The following is a 15,859-nucleotide window of genomic DNA, read 5'->3' as shown; positions in this document are numbered from 1 at the left end:
TTATGGTGGAGACTTTACCACCTAATTTGGTGTCCGGGATCATTAGACCACTACATTATGTTTAAGGTTATGATTTTTAAGAGGGCTGACTATTAGTACAAAGTGTCTAAACTTACATACAACAGTGACGGCATAGGTAAATAGGCAAACTTTACCAAGTCTAATTAAGGCCGTTTGTTCATTAGCTAGGTGATATTTGATAGACAAATGGTAATTCTGACAGAGGTTTTCAGTATTCTGATGATTCGATTGAAACTGACTTAATGGTTTAAGGAATACTCTCATTACGTGTGTTAAAGTGTTTCATCGACTCTAATTTTTATTTAACGGATTTCCTTCAGTGGTCTCCTGACTATACTTTCTTAAGTAAGTATTCAAAGGCAGAATCAGTAAAGGTAATAATAAGTTAAAGCCAATGAAAAAATAAAGGATCAGTGTGATAAAGCTAACAGATAGTTGACGTAAGACAATTACCTGTTTTACTTGATATTGATTTTACAGACAAATCTTCTAATTTTTAAGGAGTTGTAACTATGTTGACCTCTCGTATCTACAAGGGGTAGCTATGATAAATACGTTTGTGGCGTGAAACTTTAGTAAGTAAGACGTGATTAATTTACCTCTCCGATACCTTTATTCAGGGTAGGGGATCTTCTTTATTTTATCTACATCTATTCTTAGGTCTAACCAGTCAAAGTTAACCTTTCCATATATTATGTTCTATTTTTATTTGAATTCTTCCTGTTTTGTCTTTGAAGCTATAGAGGTTATTATTTGGGGACTCAATTGAAGCAATTATGCTACCAGTTAGCTCAGCATTATGGTCATCTTTTACAGAACTAACATTATCTATACTCTTTATTGTATGGGGTTCATTGAAACTTGAGAACGCCCCTGTAGGTATGAGAGTTATAACCCTTACTAAAATCAATAGGTGACTTTTTAATTTGACCATCGAGTTGTTTTTGTCACTGAGCACGATTCTCTAACTCACAAATGAAATCAAATTTCATGACTTCAATATTTGTTTTGTTAGGTTTTTCATGGATTTCAATAGCTTTATCTTCACAATTTTCTATAGATGAAAAAGACTCATTTACATCGACTGATGCAATAAATGACTCTCCGTTAAGAACTATGCTTAAAATAATTGTTAAACTATACATATAAATCACTATTTGAAATTAATTCGAGCCAACACGTTTAATTTAAATCTGGTAATTCTACATGATGGCCATAAATAATTAACCATTTATGGCTAGCTTGCCATGTTGAAATCATATCCGTTGCAAATTTCTTTTACTGAAACTGGATGAGAAAAATAGTAGCCTTGAAAGTACTTACAACCTAGACTCTTAAAAGTATCTAGTTGAGCTTTATTTTCAATTCCCTCTATAATCAAGGCTTTGCCTTCGTTCTCACACATAGAAACTATTACCTCGACTATTGACCTTAAGTATAAATCATCTATTCCCTCTGAGAGGAATCTATCTAATTTTAACCCTGTAAGATTAAAGTTATGTAAACACTCTAGGTTAGAGTAACCCTTACCAAAGTCGTCCAAATAAACACCAAACCCAATATTTTGAATAAAATCGATGCTTTTAGATACCTCAACTATATCTGCCGGAATACTCTCTGTAATTTCAATTATAATAGCATTACTATTAATGTTTGAGGCGCGACATTTTTTATAGAATAATGAAAAAACATTCAGATCGAGTAGCATGCTCATTGGAACATTAATAGAGAAAAATAGCTCTTTTTTATAATGTGCGTCAATGATTGGCTTGGCCCTTATGATGTGGGACATTATCATAGAGTGAAGTCTACTTATTTGGTTGTTTTTATTTGCACAATCAATGATTAGCTCAGGGCTTACATGACCAAGAACATCACTCTCCCAGCGTAATAGTGATTCCATAGCTACAACACTTCTATCGTTACCATTAACAATAGGCTGGAACTTAATATTAAAGAAATTATTAGCCTGACAGGATTCAAACAAAAGAAGTTCGTCTAATATTTCGTTTATAAGTATGCGTTCAGTTAAAGTATCCATCAATTATCCTTCTTGAAAATTATTGATAACTAATTGTTGCACAGATTCTTATTTGACTTTTACCATATCACGCCAAAAAAATTTTTGGTTTCTGACCTAAACTATCTAGATTTTTAGCGTAGCGAATAGGAGAAACAATGTGAGTAGATACAGTCAAAGTCGACACTTACTTTGGAGGTTTAGGGGCTTGAAAAATAAGGAGATTGAAGTCGTTAAAACAAACGTCTAGATATACCATGTGTAGTTGTCACTAAAATCTCTGATAAGTTATTAAACAGTTACGCCATAATAATACCTCTGGAATGTAAAAAGTGAGCACTCTAGACTGAGTGCATTTTCATAATGAAACTCTAAGGAGGAGGGGTGAACAGACTAGGATGAGGTTTTGTATGATGACATGCTTAGCTGATGAATAATAAAGTTAACACTCTATTTTTATGGGGTGTTTAAGTTAAAACTATCTTTCTAAGATTTTAGTTTTAAATTTTATTAGTAGATTATATTTCTCAACAGGCCAAATCTAGGTATGGATATTAAAACTTAATAATCCCCCGAATTCATTTTCAATTGGATTTACCTTTGGTAAAGTAGATTGGTAATTTTTTGGACTGACACCACTGACTCTTTTAAATGCACGAGAAAAATGAGAGATGTTCGTGTAACCTAATTGGCTAGAAATATAAGTTATACTATGACCATCTTCAATTAACTCACATGCAATAGACACTATTAGTTTTTCTTTTATATTTCGGTAGGTCATATTCTCTTTGTGTAATTTCCTTTGAAAAGACCGGATAGATAAGTTGAACAACTTAGCTGCTTCTTCGAGTGACAGATCCTGTTCTTTAATATATGGTTTAATTAACTCGCGAACGTTGTCGCTGAAGTTAGTAGACCAATTTAATAAGTTAGGCTTAGGGGTTATATCTTTAAGTGAAAGGCGAATCGGTAGCTGTAATATATCATTGGGGATCAATACGGCGGTTGACTCTTGGTCGACAAAAATCTGGCATTGTTCTGAAACGACGGATTGAACTAAGTTACTGTCCTGTCCTTGTAAACGAACTTTGGTTGGCTTCCACGATGACTGTGATAAAATTCTGATTAGTTCAATAATATAAGTTATTACAAATATTTCTTCATATTGAAAGTTGAGGCTTTGACTCTCGGAGGTGCCTCTTGAAAACCAGCTCATCTCGTATTCTTGGACGAAGTTAACATTGCTACCAGGAGAGTCTAGTGAAAAAATAGTATTAACATGTTTTAGAGAGTCTCCAATGGTCTTAAACTCGAAAAACTCATGTAAAATGTTGGGGATTATCTTGTTTTTAAAAGCCAAACTTAGTACTTCATTGAATTGAGGAGTGGTCAGCTGTGATGATGCTTTAAAGATTAAAAGTTTAACAGTTTCTTGTGGGACATAATTGCTTTTAGATTCAATTAAGTTTGGAGGAAGGAAAGATTCTTCAATTAATTGGTGCGTGTCGAGACCATAATCACTAAAAAGTTGTATAAGTATTTTTGCATAATTAGTTTTAATTACAGGTGTTGGATAGGTAACTTTGGTCATATAGTAACCCTTGTTAAACGTGAATTATTTATGTTCATTCTTTTATAAGGTGTCCTTTTTTAATATCGGTGTACATTATCGAAATAAGCAGCTTCTCCTTATATTATCAACCTTATTAGTTGGGGTTATTTATCATTTTACGACACGTGTTACAAAAAATTGATTATGGAATATTTGAGGTAAATTAATTATGTGGGTAGGCTGATTGGGAGGAGAGTAAGATAGATATATTGTATGATTGGATTGATAACTGGTAATTGCCTGCCCAGGCAATTACCAGTTATGTAAATAATTATATCTATCTTGGTATGAGTGTTTGATAGCTATCTCTATATGAATCAAGGCTTTATATGTATATTTTTTACATGCGCTATACTTAATTAATACTATAAGTAGATAATCGTAGATTTTGGTAAACGAGTAACAAACCCAAGAAGAACAACGTAATACCTAACCGCTTTTAATCACTCGAATGCAGGTGTTGGTGATTGACGGTAAAAGGTGGAGTTTCAGTGGTTTGTTCTGAAGGCGAATGACCTGTTACGCGTTTGAAAGCTCGACTGAAATGTGACAAGTCGGAGTAGTCTAAAAGTGAAGCGATCTCAGTTGCTGAGTGAAGCCCTTCGGATAGAAGATGGTTAGCAAATTTTATGTGAAGATAATCTCTAATCTCTCTAAAACTTGTACCTTCTTGGGTTAATCGTCTTTGTAGTGTACGTGGTGCGATGCCTATAATTTCTGATATGTAGTTTATTTCAAGCTTTATTGTACCAACATATGCTTCCAAACCTAGGATTAAAGATGTGGAAAAGGGGCTTGCGGGATCTATACTTTGACATCTTACGATACTTAACCTGTTGGAGGAGAGGGAACAAAGGTTAATATTCCTTTTTGCATCAATATCTAAAATTCTTATCGAAGTGTTGTTATTGTTATAAACAGTATTACTGACAATATAACTTGTTACAATCTCAGAATATATACATTCAGGAAAGCTAAACGTTGTAGCTTGAGGCTTCCAGGGTTTACCCATTACGTATTCTACGAACGAAATGAAAGAGAAAATAGTTATGAGTTCAAAACTTATATCTAAATTATCATTAGCTTTCGGCGAACGATTGTTCTCTAAAACATAATCAAGTCGGTTAGAGTTATTTTTTATATAAAAGTTAGTTAAGTGAGGGTGATTTAGTAGTCCTAGCTTTAAAGATCGTAAAGCGTGCTCAAGTGTTATGTCTGTATCTGCTACGTATTGTAACCAATATCGACTGATTTCTTGCCCACAATCTTTAAGATATGATACGTAGTCACGTTTGTTAACTTCAAGAGATATTGATTTGAACAAGCTTAGAGTCGCGTTTTCGGGTATAAATTCTGCTTGGTACACTAGTTTTTTTTCTTTAGTGGGAGGTGCTTACTACCGTATTTTATCCAACTTGAACTATTGTTCAATTGAGTTGATGCAATAGATAAGAGTGTATCGATAGTTTCAATCCGTACTAAAGGGACTACTTTGTCGGAGGTTAATAAGGTAGTTTGAGCCATATTATTTCACTCTTTATCGTTTGGCGATTGTTGCAACCGTATGTATATTAGTTTTCTTGGTATTCGCCCTGTTCTGGCCAACCAAAGCTAGGTATGGAATAATCATACGCTGAATTGTAGTTCAGTTGTTATTTTGGTGTGATAATTTAGACGTGTTTCAATTGTGACCTGCTCCAGCCAGACAGGACAGCGCATTAAGCGACATATTTTTTTCAAAGTTAACTGGGCTTAGAGACCCAAGAACACTGGCCTTCTTGTTCGATTGTAATCAACTTCGATGTACTCAAAAAGTGCTTGGCGTATCTTTTCTCGCATCATTATCGGCTCGTATCGGACGGCTTCTATTTTCATTGAGTGGAAAAAGCTTTCAACACAAGCGTTATCCCAACAATTTCTTTTTCTGCTCATACTTTGTTTGAGATTTTGGGCGGCAATTAAGTCTCGGTAGTCTTTTGAAGAATACTGGCTACCTCTATCGCTATTGATAATCACTCCTTCTGACATACCTCTGCGAAATAATGCCATTGATAGCGCATCGTAGACCAGAGTCGCCGTCACTCTAGTGTTCATTGACTAACCAACGACTTGCCGCGAGTACAGGTCGATAATAACGGCAAATACATCCAACCTTAGCTTGTTGCTAGATAGGTAATATCTCCAGCCCATTTTTGATTCGGGGCTGTCGCATTAAAGTCTTGCTCAAGCAAGTTTGGGGCACAGAAAATTTATGCTTACTATCTGTCGTACGCTTAAAATTACGGGCGGCTTTCGCGACTAAACTCTGGTGCTTCATACTCGCAGCAATGGTTTTCGCATCGTGCTTATTCCCGTTCTCTTCAAGTTCTTTTTGAATACGCCTTGCACCATCGCGCTCCTTTTTATCAATAAAGATTTCTCGAACCTTGCTATCAAGCTGCTTTCGGTGCTCGTTGCGTTGAGTGACTTTATGGCGATGATAATCCAGTAATAAAACCCACTTCGAGAAACCCCAAACACCTTAGCTATACGGACAATACTATATTGCATCAGGCGTTCGAGCATAAACTCATAACAATCTACTTTAGACTTTTCGCGAAGTAGGTGGCGGCCTTTTTTACGAGATCTAGCTCTTCAGCTTGTTCAGCCAGTAATCGTTTGAGTTTGGCATTTTCTCTGGCGCTGATCTTCACGTCTTTCTTAACGGCTTTACGCCACCCATAGATTTGAGATTCATATAACGATAGTTGTCGTGAAGCACCAGCGACACCGACTTTCTCAGCCAATTTAAGTGCTTCGGCTTTAAATTCGGGAGCATGTTTGATTCGTGTTTTCTTAGTTGTCATTGTCCACCTCGTTAGTGATTGTACTCACTTAACTCAGTATCCAAAACTGATGTGCAGTGTCGGGAAAATAGACATTGAGCTACGTAGTTCGATACTTAAGATTGAGAATCGCCATGATGGTCACGATCTTGATAATGCTGGTTACGGTTGTGAGTTAGTAATTGTGGACAGAATTTGTAAGCGTATGGGATGGCACGGTAGTCATGATAATAATGACTATGTATTTACCGTTAGAGTGGTCTTTTGCTAACTCCGCTAAGCAAGTTATTAATATTAAGTTTCATTCTTTTCTTCATGATTACTTCACGGCTGTTTCGTTATCATGCAGTTGGCAGGAGAACTACTTTCAACTTTAGATGATGAATGACGGGGATTATTTTGAGAAAAATCATACTGCCGATGAGCTAGGTGGTTTTCAAGCATCTTTAACGACGGCTATCGTTAATAGTAAAGGGGGCTTTGAAGGACGAAGCTCAAAGCATGTCGCACGAGAGGTAATAAGTGCTCTCAATGCAAGTGATGAGGCTCAATTTAAATTGAGGGGGCATATAATATCCTCTGTTGGCCATGATGATTATATTTTTCGTGTTTCAACAGGGGATATCACAATGGAAATCGATGATGACTTATGGCGTGGTGAGGTTGTTACTCCAGAAACTAAAGTCCTAATTAGAGGAGAGGTCGACAAGAATTGGTCGGAAGTAACTATTGATGCAGATAGTTTTCAGGCTATGTATTAGTAAGGTGAATTTGTTATTGTAAGTAATTGGCTAGTTAAATGACTTTTTGTCTACCGTACTATTTGGAGTTATTGGTCAACGTAACTCTCTCTTTAATTACCTAATAAACCATTTTAGTTACCTATAAAATAAACTTCACGGGTAACTCTTCACACTTTCTTCACGATTAGCTTGTTAAGCTAAATAACTTAAATTTATTGAATAATAAGGAGTTAAATCGATGAGAAAAATGTTGGGACTTGTTGCACTTTTTACTGCTCCAGTTTTTTCTGGCCCTTACCTTGGCCTTGAGTATGGACTAACCTATTCTGACCATGATTTCGAACCGGTAATAAATGGTAAACAATTAAATCCAGAGTCTGACGGAGCGGTTTTAGGTGGTTTTATAGGTTACAAATTTGAAAATTCTTGGGCAGTGGAGTTGGGGTATTCCCAATTCGAACTCGATGATTCATATAGTATTGAAACTCAAGATGCTAGCTATGAATACGAAAAAGATTGGGATGCTGATATTGAAGCTAAACAGTTTACCTTAATACCAATGTATTTCCATGATTTGAATGAAAAATGGTCCATGAAAGGTGGTATTGGTCTGAGTTATACAAAATATGAATACGGTTCGTCATATAAAGCAGAGCAAGAAGAACACATTTCTGGTATTGAACAGGTGACGGATTATCAGAAAGGGCCGACAGGTTCAAGTCACGAACTCGGCGGTATTGCAAGTATTGGTATAGATTATACCCTTATGTCTAATTTAACCTTTGGCGCAAGCGCTAAGTACCAAATTGATAACTATGCAAACACTGCGACATTTAATCTAATGACTGCCTACTACTTCTAATTTCGAGTTTACTTTCGTTTATACAATATTATAAATGTATTTTATACTTAAATGCATTATGGATGGGTGAATAATGAAAAAATTAATTGGTACCGCTCTAATATCCTTAGCTCTACTTGGTTGTTCAGATGATTCAGATGATAATAGTTCTACTGAGTTGTCAGACCAATTTAAAGGTATCTATGTCAATGAATCTACTAATAGTGTTAGTTCAGCAGTTATAGCAAATGATGATCAGGGGGATTTTCTTTTAATCGATTTTGTATCTAACATTGTCTTTGTTCCTTTATCATTTTCACAAACCCCCAACTCGATTGATTATAGTCAATATAAAGAAGGTGCTCTTGGTAGTTGGATTATTCAAACCGGTAGTTACGGAGTTGATTTTTCTGGAAATACCGCCAACAGTGAACAGTTAGGTGTAATCCTAAGCAAATCTACCTCAGAGTCGTTAGTTAACATCGCTCCAGATTGGAATGTGGTGGGTAGTCGTTTTACTTTTACATCTTCTAATTCAATAACTTACAGTGGATATCTTGAGTTTGATTCTGGTGGCTATTGGGAGCTTAATGATGACTTACCATTTACGGATAGTTCAGGACAGATGGTTGCTTCAAATGCTGAAATCATTGTATTTATAAAATCAGGGAAAACATACTCTGTTATTTATGATAAGCAACTTAACTCAGTAATTGCTATAGATGTCATTTAACAAAAAAAGAAAGTAGCTGTCGGGCTACTTTCTATTATTCCTATTCCGTAATAGCCCATTCACCGAATGAAACATGATGAGCTTTCCGCTTACTTCCTAAGAAAACTTTCCTCACTTGCCAACCGTGGCGAATGTAATCAAGATCAGATAAGAAGTAACCATCTCCCGACCAATGGGCTGTCTATGTTCTAAGCTCTGATTTTTATCATGTAGAAATTGAGTATCTGAATGATTCAAACAAGCCTTCTCAGTTCAGGAAACTGATTGCGAGTATGCTTTGACCAAGCTAGGATAATAGCTCTCAAGGTTTTGGTCTGGTGATAACTAGCATAAGAGTCGCTGTTGTCAGAATCGTATTCAGTAAGGGGTGCAATAATCACTGCTTTCGTCCAATCAGGAACAACTAGGTCGTCTTGAAATTCCTGTTCTTTTTGACGGTGAAGCTCGAAGGCTTTTTGCTGCTCTATTCGTTTAAACTCCTCTTGCTTTTGTTCTTCAGCCTCAGCGTTTGCTGTGGTTTCTTTTGCTTTATGCCGTGCAATCAATATTTGTTGTTCGTCAAAGTGGTACTGCTTTAACTGTTCAACGATTTTCTGGTAGTGATTAGCTGGTGGTCGTTTTTCCAGTTGACTTTGTATTGCTCTCTTTCGTCATATTCGATTATAGATAGGCAATGCTCAGCAAAGCCTTGGTCGTTACCACCACAACCTAAATCCAGACGGCACTCATAGATATCTTGATTAGAGAAATGGACACGCACATAAGTCTTATCGTAACCACCTACTGGATTGGTCAATGTAATAGACAGGGCTAGAGTTTCAAACTCAGAAAATGGATATTGGTGCTCTTTTTGAAAGGAACGTGATTCAGAAGCAGTTACTTTTACAAATACAGGGATGATGTTCTTTACTAGAGATTCCATTTTATTCTCCTTAGAATAAATTAGATTGGATATTCCCTAGAGTGATATAGATGTGAAGTTGTGTTTAATCAATTGGTTGGGTTTGTTTGTTGAGTCCGCCTACCTGTAGCAGAAAGTGGTGAAATTGAAACGGTTAAGCGTTTATGCATTATTATTAATGAAGTTATGCGCCTTGGAGTAGCAGCTGGCATTATTGAGTTTAATCCTTTATCTGAGATCACTAAACTCTATCCAACCCAAAAAGTTCAACACAATCCAGCCTTACTACCTGAAGAGTTACCAGCTCTTGTGAAAACCATACGAGAAAGCAATTCAAAGATCATAACCAAAAATCTGATTTTATGGCAGCTCCATACAATGGTGCGGCCGGGAGAGGCTGCCAGAGCCCGTTGGTCAGAACTCGATAGGGACAACTTAGTGTGGATTGTGCCATCAGAAACAATGAAGATGGAACGAGAGCATGTAGTACCTTTCACATCTCAAATGCTGACAATTTTGGATCTTATGGAGCCGCTATCTGGTCATGTTGAGTTTTTGTTTCCAGTTGATAGAAACCCTAGACACCATAGCAATACGCAAACAGCTAATATGGCATTAAAGTGTATGGGATTTGAAGGTAAACAACCGCTCATGAACTTAGATCTCTTGCTAGTACAACCTTGAATGCTCAAGGTTTCGACTCTGATCTTATTGAAGCGGCTTTAGCTCACGAAGATGAAAATAAAATTCGAAAAGCCTATAACCGTACAGATTATCTTGATCGTCGCCCTATTATGCAATGGTGGAGCGAACGTATTGAACGAGCAGGTGAAGGAGAGTTACTTGAAGTCGGCTTTAAAAGCTTGCGGGTTGTCGCTGCTTGAATTCGTAGAGGCTTGCCTTGTCTTGTTGCTGTCAACTAAATACGAGGCGCATACAACCGTACAGCCAGCCTAGGGCGTAGGCGTAAAGTAATGTGCTGGTGGAGCGAACATATTGAACAAAGTAGCCAAAGGAGTTATAGCACCACTGGCACAGCTAATATTAAACTCGCGGTATTAGGCCACACAGTTTCTATAATTGCCTCTCCTATCCTTAAGAGTAATTAGTAACAGTGCGGAATGCTTGGGCTCCTCCTTCTTGAGTGGTATTGTTTTTTACTTCAACGGACTTTGCCTCTGACTCGTTTACTACATTCATATTCACTGAACTCTCACCTTTTTTTTGATCCCATTCTTGTGCGATTTTATTCGCATTTTCTGCGTGGAGATTCTTTTCTTTGAGTGCCTCTAGCTCATCGTTTTTCTGTACTAGCTCTTTTTCAAGAGTATCTATTCTTGCTTTCAATTCATGTTTTTCATCTTGTTTCTGGTTGCTGTTCGTGGTTGTTCTAATCTCTTTATCCTTTTGTTCAAATGACTTAACATAGTGACTGAGCAGCTCTTCTAGCAACTTTGCTTGGGTGCAGCCCTTAAGGTGAGGAAACTTTTTTAACCCTTCAAAGTCTTGTTTAGTGTCTGGTGAAACACTGATAGTAAGACTGACAGTTGCTACTTTTTTTCGACTATTTTTCTTATCCCAATTGTTTCTCATTCTGTCGATTTTAACTTTTCTCTCGTACTTATCCCCCCACAAGTCATCCACTCGTTTTTTGAAATTCTTGCAATATTCTTCCGTGTTAAAGGCTAGTCGAGAAAGCTCGATATCAATATCCGGATATCTCTTAGCAAGGTATGGCTTTAACCATTCAGCTTGTTCTTTTGTCGGTTTTAACCACTTTAATGAAGACACTTTATCACCTAAATTTCAATTTATAGTTAACGGAAGTTTCGTACTTATCTATCTAATTTACCTGACTTGGATTGCATGACAAGTTAAATATGACAGGTGCAATCTGACATGGTAATGTGAGTTTAAATACAGGGTGTTTTTGTGGGTGGGTTCGGTTTGATTTACGCTATGGTAATGGCGAGAGTCCCTTTTGTTGGGCTTAGTCCTGAAGCAAAGTTTGCTATTATAAAGTTGCTACATAAAGCAGGTGTTAGCGATGGTGACGTGACAGCTAAATCAGTGAGAGAGTTGTCGGGTGACATAAAGGTTTCGGTGAGTGCTATTCTCGAAGGTATTCGATACCTTGAAAGGAATAACTTTGTAACTAGAGAGGGCGATTGGACGAATAGTGGTGAAAGCAATAAGAAGAAAAGAGACATCAAGTGTCTTTTTCTGGGCGGTTTTTACGAGCATTTAGATAGTGGGAATTGTGACCTTCCAAAGCTCTCTGAGGTCGTTTACCAAAGAGCCAGAGGCCTACTTGATTCAGCAGCATTTAATCAGTTTTCAAATCGTGCAGCAATCAAATTGTTTTTACTAACACTCGTTGTGTTGTCTGATGATTATTGTGTTGTTAGAGGTAAATCCATTAAGGACTTTCGTGCGTTGTTAGGGCGATTCACTAAGGATAGTCATCGTTCTCAACTTGCTAAGCTAAAGGGGGCAAAGTGGATTGTCGAATATGACTCAGGTTTTTCTGGAAAGGTTTTAATCGGAAGATGTAAAAGTGAATACTTACTGAATACACGCCACCCTGCTTTAGCTGCTGCAAAGCATGAGGAAATCACTCAGACGATAATAAAGCTATATGGTACTCATCAACAAACTCTAGTTGGGCAACTGAATAAACTGATACAAACTACTCGCCCTAATGAGGAGGAGTCTTCAAGTGAAACGATGATTCAGGCTAAGTCGGATGATGTAGATTCAGAGCCAGAGCCAAACTTTTTTCTCTCTTCTTCATTCAGCGATAAAACAGACCAAAAGCTCACTTCGTCAAACCTTGTTGGTGAACTATTTTTTGATGAGGTTACTCAATTTCACATCCAAAGACTGTCATTGAAAGCCGCATTCAACCTCATACGCTCTAACCTCATTGATGATGCCATTTGGCACCAGAAGCTTGAGGCGTCACTTACGGTAGGTTCTCTGTTCTCTCAAAAATACAAAAACGAAATTGAAGAGCTTATAGAGTCAAAAAAGGATTTGGGGCTTGAAGGCTTCCTCCTTTCCCAAGTTATTAATTTGTTGGAGGGTCAAGGTTGCGGGAGAAACCCTAAGTCTCAACGTTATCTGAGCCAGCTAAAAGCTATCCACTTCCTTTTGTCGCTGATGATTAAAGAAAGCAGCGAAGCTCTCGAAGTGGTATTGAAAGACCAAGGTCTTGATTTGCGTAGTGATAGCCAGTTGGAGGTGTATCGTTCAGGCAATGAGACAATAACCTTGTATCTATTCAGTATGGTACATACGTCTTGCTAGTTCGATGAGTATTTGAGTTGCTTTCCATGTTGATGCAAAAGGCCACATCATCTTCTGAAAATAAAAAATACACATTTATCCCTATTGTATAGAGAGCTTCTGTTTCGACAAGGGGTTCTACCTAACAGGCATGACTGAAGAGATTCGGTTGTGTCTGTTAGATTAAGAGAGCAGAGAAGACTGGGTAGGATTTATAATGCATAGAGGAGCATGACCATGCGACATCATTATAAATCTTTTTCTTATCTCTTTTTTCTATCAAATTTATTCTAGTCAATTAAGAGTCCTAAAGACTCTTATGTTTATCAATATCAATCAATTACAAATCAAATCAATTTTTCATATTGAATGTAATGTTGAGTCGAAGTCTATCCAATCTGGAAATGAATTGCTGTCCTATCGATTATGAACAAGGTCGTTACGAACTCATTGTTACTTATTGTATGAGACTAGGTGATTCCCTGTGGCGCTAGATATCTTGGCGTCCAAGGGAGTCACGTTTTTACAACTGTAGATAGTGAGGTCACCATGAGATTGATTCGATTAAGAGAAGTGTTAAATAAAACAGGGTTGAGCAAGGCGACTCTCTACCGATTGATTGCTACTGGTGAGTTTCCTGCAAGCATTCAAATATCGGTTCGTACTGTCGGCTGGGAAGAGTCCTTGGTTGATGAGTTCTTAATGAGAAAGGTGAGTCAGAGCAACTTCAGGCGAGAGCAAGCTGAAATGAAAAACAGCCCACACTACGTAACCCCTGAAAAGCGAGTTAATCCTTTCGCTTCGTATTGAAGCAAAAAAAGGAGCATTGCGCTCCCTTCCTAATAATCGACAAGCTACAAGCCTAAGGCTTTCGCTGTCTGTTTGTATTCTTGCTCTATTTGAGATTCCACTAATTCTCGCCTTGCCTCAATAGGCGCTCTATCAGAGATGTTCTGAGCGCGTGATTCAACTTGTTTTAGTTGGTTCTCTTTCCACTGGTTGAGGGATTGTTGAATCTGCTCTGGCGTAAGAGTGGCTTTAATTGATTCGATACTGAGCACATCAATAGCGCTGGCAGCACTCACGTTCATTGAGATGGTTAAAGTAGCTAGTGTGATGATTTTAGTAATGATTGATTTCATGATAATTCTCCAATTGAGATGTATGTGTTAGTTAGGTAAAACTCAACGAAGTGACGACAGGTGAGGTAAGCGCAAGTACCCGAAAATAAGGGTTTTTCTTAGATAATATGCGTTTCAGATAAGGTGGTTTCGACATGACCACACTAAGGGGGCGGCCGTCCCCCTTAACATTGTTCGTCTTAGCTAGAGACGTTTAATGGCACAATCAATCGTAAAGTACAGTTCTGCCTTGCACACTAACCTAATGGAGTTGAAGTAAGGTTAGTGCCCCATGCTTTACACTGATTGCGCTATGGCACAATGGAACATGAAGGGGAGTAAGTACCCTGTAGGTTCCATTGAATTTTTGAAACAGAGGTAAGGTATCACTGCGTGCGTCACTATCTGTCCGATGCAATCAATTGAGTGACATTGTCTAGTTGTTGTATTGAGCGCTTAGGCTCTGATTTGAGTTGATAATGCTGTAATTCAAAGTCTGACGGGTAATCAAAATAGAAGGTCAGCACTTTCAGCTTAGCAATACAGGTTACAGGAAGGTCGTCGTAATCGTTGAGGGTGTTTTGGTATACGAGATAAAGTTCACTTGAGGTGGTCGTGAGACCGATAGGTGAAACTTGCTCTATCTGCTTACCGGATTTAAGGGTAAGCGTGATTTGTTTTTGATGAACCAGCGCAACCGAAATGGGCTCGAAGAACTCTCCTAGCGCCTTTGGTGCATTTAGTTCATCAATCGCTGCATGTGCTTTGTTTGTGTCTCCTCGTGGTGGTTTCATTCCTGCATAGGAGCGAGGTTGGGCTCGTAAGAGGCTGAATGCAAAATCAATGGCGTACTCTAAGGATGGAGGGAGTTGCTGGCTAATGGTTGCTTTGGCGAGCTGTAGTAGGACAAGCTCTCTCGCGCCTAAGGTTGGTTGACTGTACATTCCGCGACTGTAACCAAAAGGTTTACTTCGAGTGTCTTTATCGACATCAAAATAATCAACGATAACATCGAGATTACGTTGTACGCTTCTGATGCCACGATACATCCCTGCATCCACTAACTCAGCCTGAAGCTGCTTAGCCGTCACCTTTCGACCTTGCGGTATGCGTCGATACAACTCAAACACCAGTGATAATTGCTCTGTGGTATTGGCTTTATCCCTTGTTGTCATGGTTAGGTCGCTATTGGTGGTTACTTGATAGAGTGGCAATCATCCTAACGATGGGTGCGTCACTATCTGACCGATGGCGTCTTTAGCTTAACGATATTTTAATCTCGTCATAGGCTCCCATTTGTAAGTAAGCGAGAAAGTTACTTTCCCAGAGAGAGTAGAACTCCACAATGGATTTATCGTGGCAGCTTTGCCATCCCATAGGGGCAATGAACGTTTGTCCGTTAGCAATATCAAAATCCACATTACGCTCTAGCTCTGGGTAAACGTTGCCCATGTAAGCAAAGTCAGTAAGGTATTGGATTTGATACTGGCTTTCCTGTTCTTTCAGCAACATGATTTCTACTGGGTGGTAGCCACCAGCGTCAGCACTGTAAGTTGTATCTCGAAAGTTAATGGTGAGGCTTTCACACTCCCTCTTGGTTGGGTTCTGTTTCCAGAAGGTCTCTATCTTGTTTATCAACAAACTTTTGAGTTTTTGAGATACGGGGGAGTATGGCGCTGTGATGGCCAGTACTTGTGGTTTCATGGTTTTTTCCTTTCAATAGTTATCTATTCGGTTGAATGATATGTATCTGA

General features: G+C 38.1%; 18 protein-coding genes and 1 pseudogene. 7 read left to right on the top strand and 12 right to left on the bottom strand.

The window, feature by feature from the left end; all coding sequences use genetic code 11:
- Nucleotides 1–697: 697 nt before the first annotated feature.
- The 6 genes and pseudogenes from AB6E85_RS23370 to AB6E85_RS23345 all read right to left on the bottom strand — a co-directional run bounded on the left by AB6E85_RS23370 (nucleotide 698) and on the right by AB6E85_RS23345 (nucleotide 6,499).
- Complete coding sequence (locus AB6E85_RS23370) at nucleotides 698–955, bottom strand: NirD/YgiW/YdeI family stress tolerance protein (protein ID WP_372144413.1); 258 nt, start codon at nucleotides 953–955, stop codon at nucleotides 698–700.
- A gap of 13 nt (nucleotides 956–968) precedes the next feature.
- Nucleotides 969–1,166, bottom strand: a complete 198-nt coding sequence (locus AB6E85_RS23365) for a hypothetical protein (RefSeq protein WP_372144411.1) — start codon at nucleotides 1,164–1,166, stop codon at nucleotides 969–971.
- 92 nt (nucleotides 1,167–1,258) lie between these two features.
- Nucleotides 1,259–2,062: an EAL domain-containing protein gene (locus tag AB6E85_RS23360; RefSeq protein ID WP_372144409.1), complete on the bottom strand. Its 804-nt coding sequence runs from the start codon at nucleotides 2,060–2,062 to the stop codon at nucleotides 1,259–1,261.
- Nucleotides 2,063–2,582: 520 nt separating this feature from the next.
- Nucleotides 2,583–3,632 (bottom strand): helix-turn-helix domain-containing protein, encoded by a 1,050-nt coding sequence (locus AB6E85_RS23355; RefSeq protein WP_372144408.1) that lies wholly within the window; start codon nucleotides 3,630–3,632, stop codon nucleotides 2,583–2,585.
- A gap of 460 nt (nucleotides 3,633–4,092) precedes the next feature.
- Nucleotides 4,093–5,019 (bottom strand): helix-turn-helix domain-containing protein, encoded by a 927-nt coding sequence (locus AB6E85_RS23350; RefSeq protein WP_372144407.1) that lies wholly within the window; start codon nucleotides 5,017–5,019, stop codon nucleotides 4,093–4,095.
- Between the two features lie 315 nt (nucleotides 5,020–5,334).
- A pseudogene (locus tag AB6E85_RS23345) lies at nucleotides 5,335–6,499 on the bottom strand (IS3 family transposase).
- 356 nt (nucleotides 6,500–6,855) lie between these two features.
- Between AB6E85_RS23345 and AB6E85_RS23340 the strand changes: the two are divergent.
- From AB6E85_RS23340 to AB6E85_RS23330, 3 genes are all read left to right on the top strand, one after another.
- Nucleotides 6,856–7,239, top strand: a complete 384-nt coding sequence (locus AB6E85_RS23340) for a YgiW/YdeI family stress tolerance OB fold protein (protein ID WP_372144406.1) — start codon at nucleotides 6,856–6,858, stop codon at nucleotides 7,237–7,239.
- Nucleotides 7,240–7,459: 220 nt separating this feature from the next.
- Nucleotides 7,460–8,083, top strand: coding sequence for an AcfA family outer membrane beta-barrel protein (locus AB6E85_RS23335; protein ID WP_372144405.1), 624 nt, complete (start codon nucleotides 7,460–7,462; stop codon nucleotides 8,081–8,083).
- Nucleotides 8,084–8,156: 73 nt separating this feature from the next.
- Nucleotides 8,157–8,795, top strand: a complete 639-nt coding sequence (locus AB6E85_RS23330; RefSeq protein WP_372144404.1) for a hypothetical protein — start codon at nucleotides 8,157–8,159, stop codon at nucleotides 8,793–8,795.
- A 233-nt stretch (nucleotides 8,796–9,028) separates the two neighbouring features.
- On the opposite strand, the gene AB6E85_RS23325 is transcribed toward AB6E85_RS23330, so the two are convergent.
- Nucleotides 9,029–9,340, bottom strand: coding sequence for a hypothetical protein (locus tag AB6E85_RS23325; protein ID WP_372144403.1), 312 nt, complete (start codon nucleotides 9,338–9,340; stop codon nucleotides 9,029–9,031).
- Between the two features lie 29 nt (nucleotides 9,341–9,369).
- Complete coding sequence (locus tag AB6E85_RS23320; RefSeq protein WP_372144402.1) at nucleotides 9,370–9,717, bottom strand: LPD25 domain-containing protein; 348 nt, start codon at nucleotides 9,715–9,717, stop codon at nucleotides 9,370–9,372.
- A 165-nt stretch (nucleotides 9,718–9,882) separates the two neighbouring features.
- On the opposite strand from AB6E85_RS23320, the gene AB6E85_RS23315 reads away from it, so the two are divergent.
- Nucleotides 9,883–10,380 (top strand): tyrosine-type recombinase/integrase, encoded by a 498-nt coding sequence (locus tag AB6E85_RS23315; RefSeq protein ID WP_372144401.1) that lies wholly within the window; start codon nucleotides 9,883–9,885, stop codon nucleotides 10,378–10,380.
- Nucleotides 10,377–10,580, top strand: a complete 204-nt coding sequence (locus AB6E85_RS23310; protein WP_372144400.1) for a hypothetical protein — start codon at nucleotides 10,377–10,379, stop codon at nucleotides 10,578–10,580. The genes AB6E85_RS23315 and AB6E85_RS23310 overlap by 4 nt, the downstream gene beginning before the upstream one ends.
- A gap of 211 nt (nucleotides 10,581–10,791) precedes the next feature.
- Here AB6E85_RS23310 and AB6E85_RS23305 read toward each other — a convergent pair whose 3' ends face one another.
- The gene (locus tag AB6E85_RS23305) at nucleotides 10,792–11,487 is read right to left on the bottom strand and encodes a hypothetical protein (RefSeq protein WP_372144399.1); all 696 of its coding nucleotides are present in this window, start codon (nucleotides 11,485–11,487) and stop codon (nucleotides 10,792–10,794) included.
- Between the two features lie 141 nt (nucleotides 11,488–11,628).
- On the opposite strand from AB6E85_RS23305, the gene AB6E85_RS23300 reads away from it, so the two are divergent.
- Both AB6E85_RS23300 and AB6E85_RS23295 read left to right on the top strand, forming a co-directional pair.
- Nucleotides 11,629–13,005, top strand: a complete 1,377-nt coding sequence (locus tag AB6E85_RS23300) for a hypothetical protein (RefSeq protein ID WP_372144398.1) — start codon at nucleotides 11,629–11,631, stop codon at nucleotides 13,003–13,005.
- Between the two features lie 528 nt (nucleotides 13,006–13,533).
- Entirely contained in the window at nucleotides 13,534–13,794 is a 261-nt protein-coding gene (locus AB6E85_RS23295) for a helix-turn-helix transcriptional regulator (protein WP_372144397.1), read from the top strand.
- A 44-nt stretch (nucleotides 13,795–13,838) separates the two neighbouring features.
- Here AB6E85_RS23295 and AB6E85_RS23290 read toward each other — a convergent pair whose 3' ends face one another.
- The 3 genes from AB6E85_RS23290 to AB6E85_RS23280 all read right to left on the bottom strand — a co-directional run bounded on the left by AB6E85_RS23290 (nucleotide 13,839) and on the right by AB6E85_RS23280 (nucleotide 15,809).
- Complete coding sequence (locus AB6E85_RS23290; RefSeq protein ID WP_017089272.1) at nucleotides 13,839–14,126, bottom strand: hypothetical protein; 288 nt, start codon at nucleotides 14,124–14,126, stop codon at nucleotides 13,839–13,841.
- 380 nt (nucleotides 14,127–14,506) lie between these two features.
- Nucleotides 14,507–15,280 carry a hypothetical protein gene (locus AB6E85_RS23285; RefSeq protein WP_372144396.1) on the bottom strand — a complete coding sequence of 258 codons (774 nt, stop codon included), beginning with the start codon at nucleotides 15,278–15,280 and terminating at the stop codon, nucleotides 14,507–14,509.
- 82 nt (nucleotides 15,281–15,362) lie between these two features.
- Complete coding sequence (locus tag AB6E85_RS23280; protein ID WP_372144395.1) at nucleotides 15,363–15,809, bottom strand: DUF2787 domain-containing protein; 447 nt, start codon at nucleotides 15,807–15,809, stop codon at nucleotides 15,363–15,365.
- Nucleotides 15,810–15,859: the final 50 nt, after the last annotated feature.

Source organism: Vibrio sp. 10N.247.311.51 (genome assembly GCF_041467855.1).
Classification (GTDB): Bacteria; Pseudomonadota; Gammaproteobacteria; order Enterobacterales; family Vibrionaceae; genus Vibrio; species Vibrio coralliirubri.
This window is presented reverse-complemented; position numbering and strand designations above follow the sequence as displayed.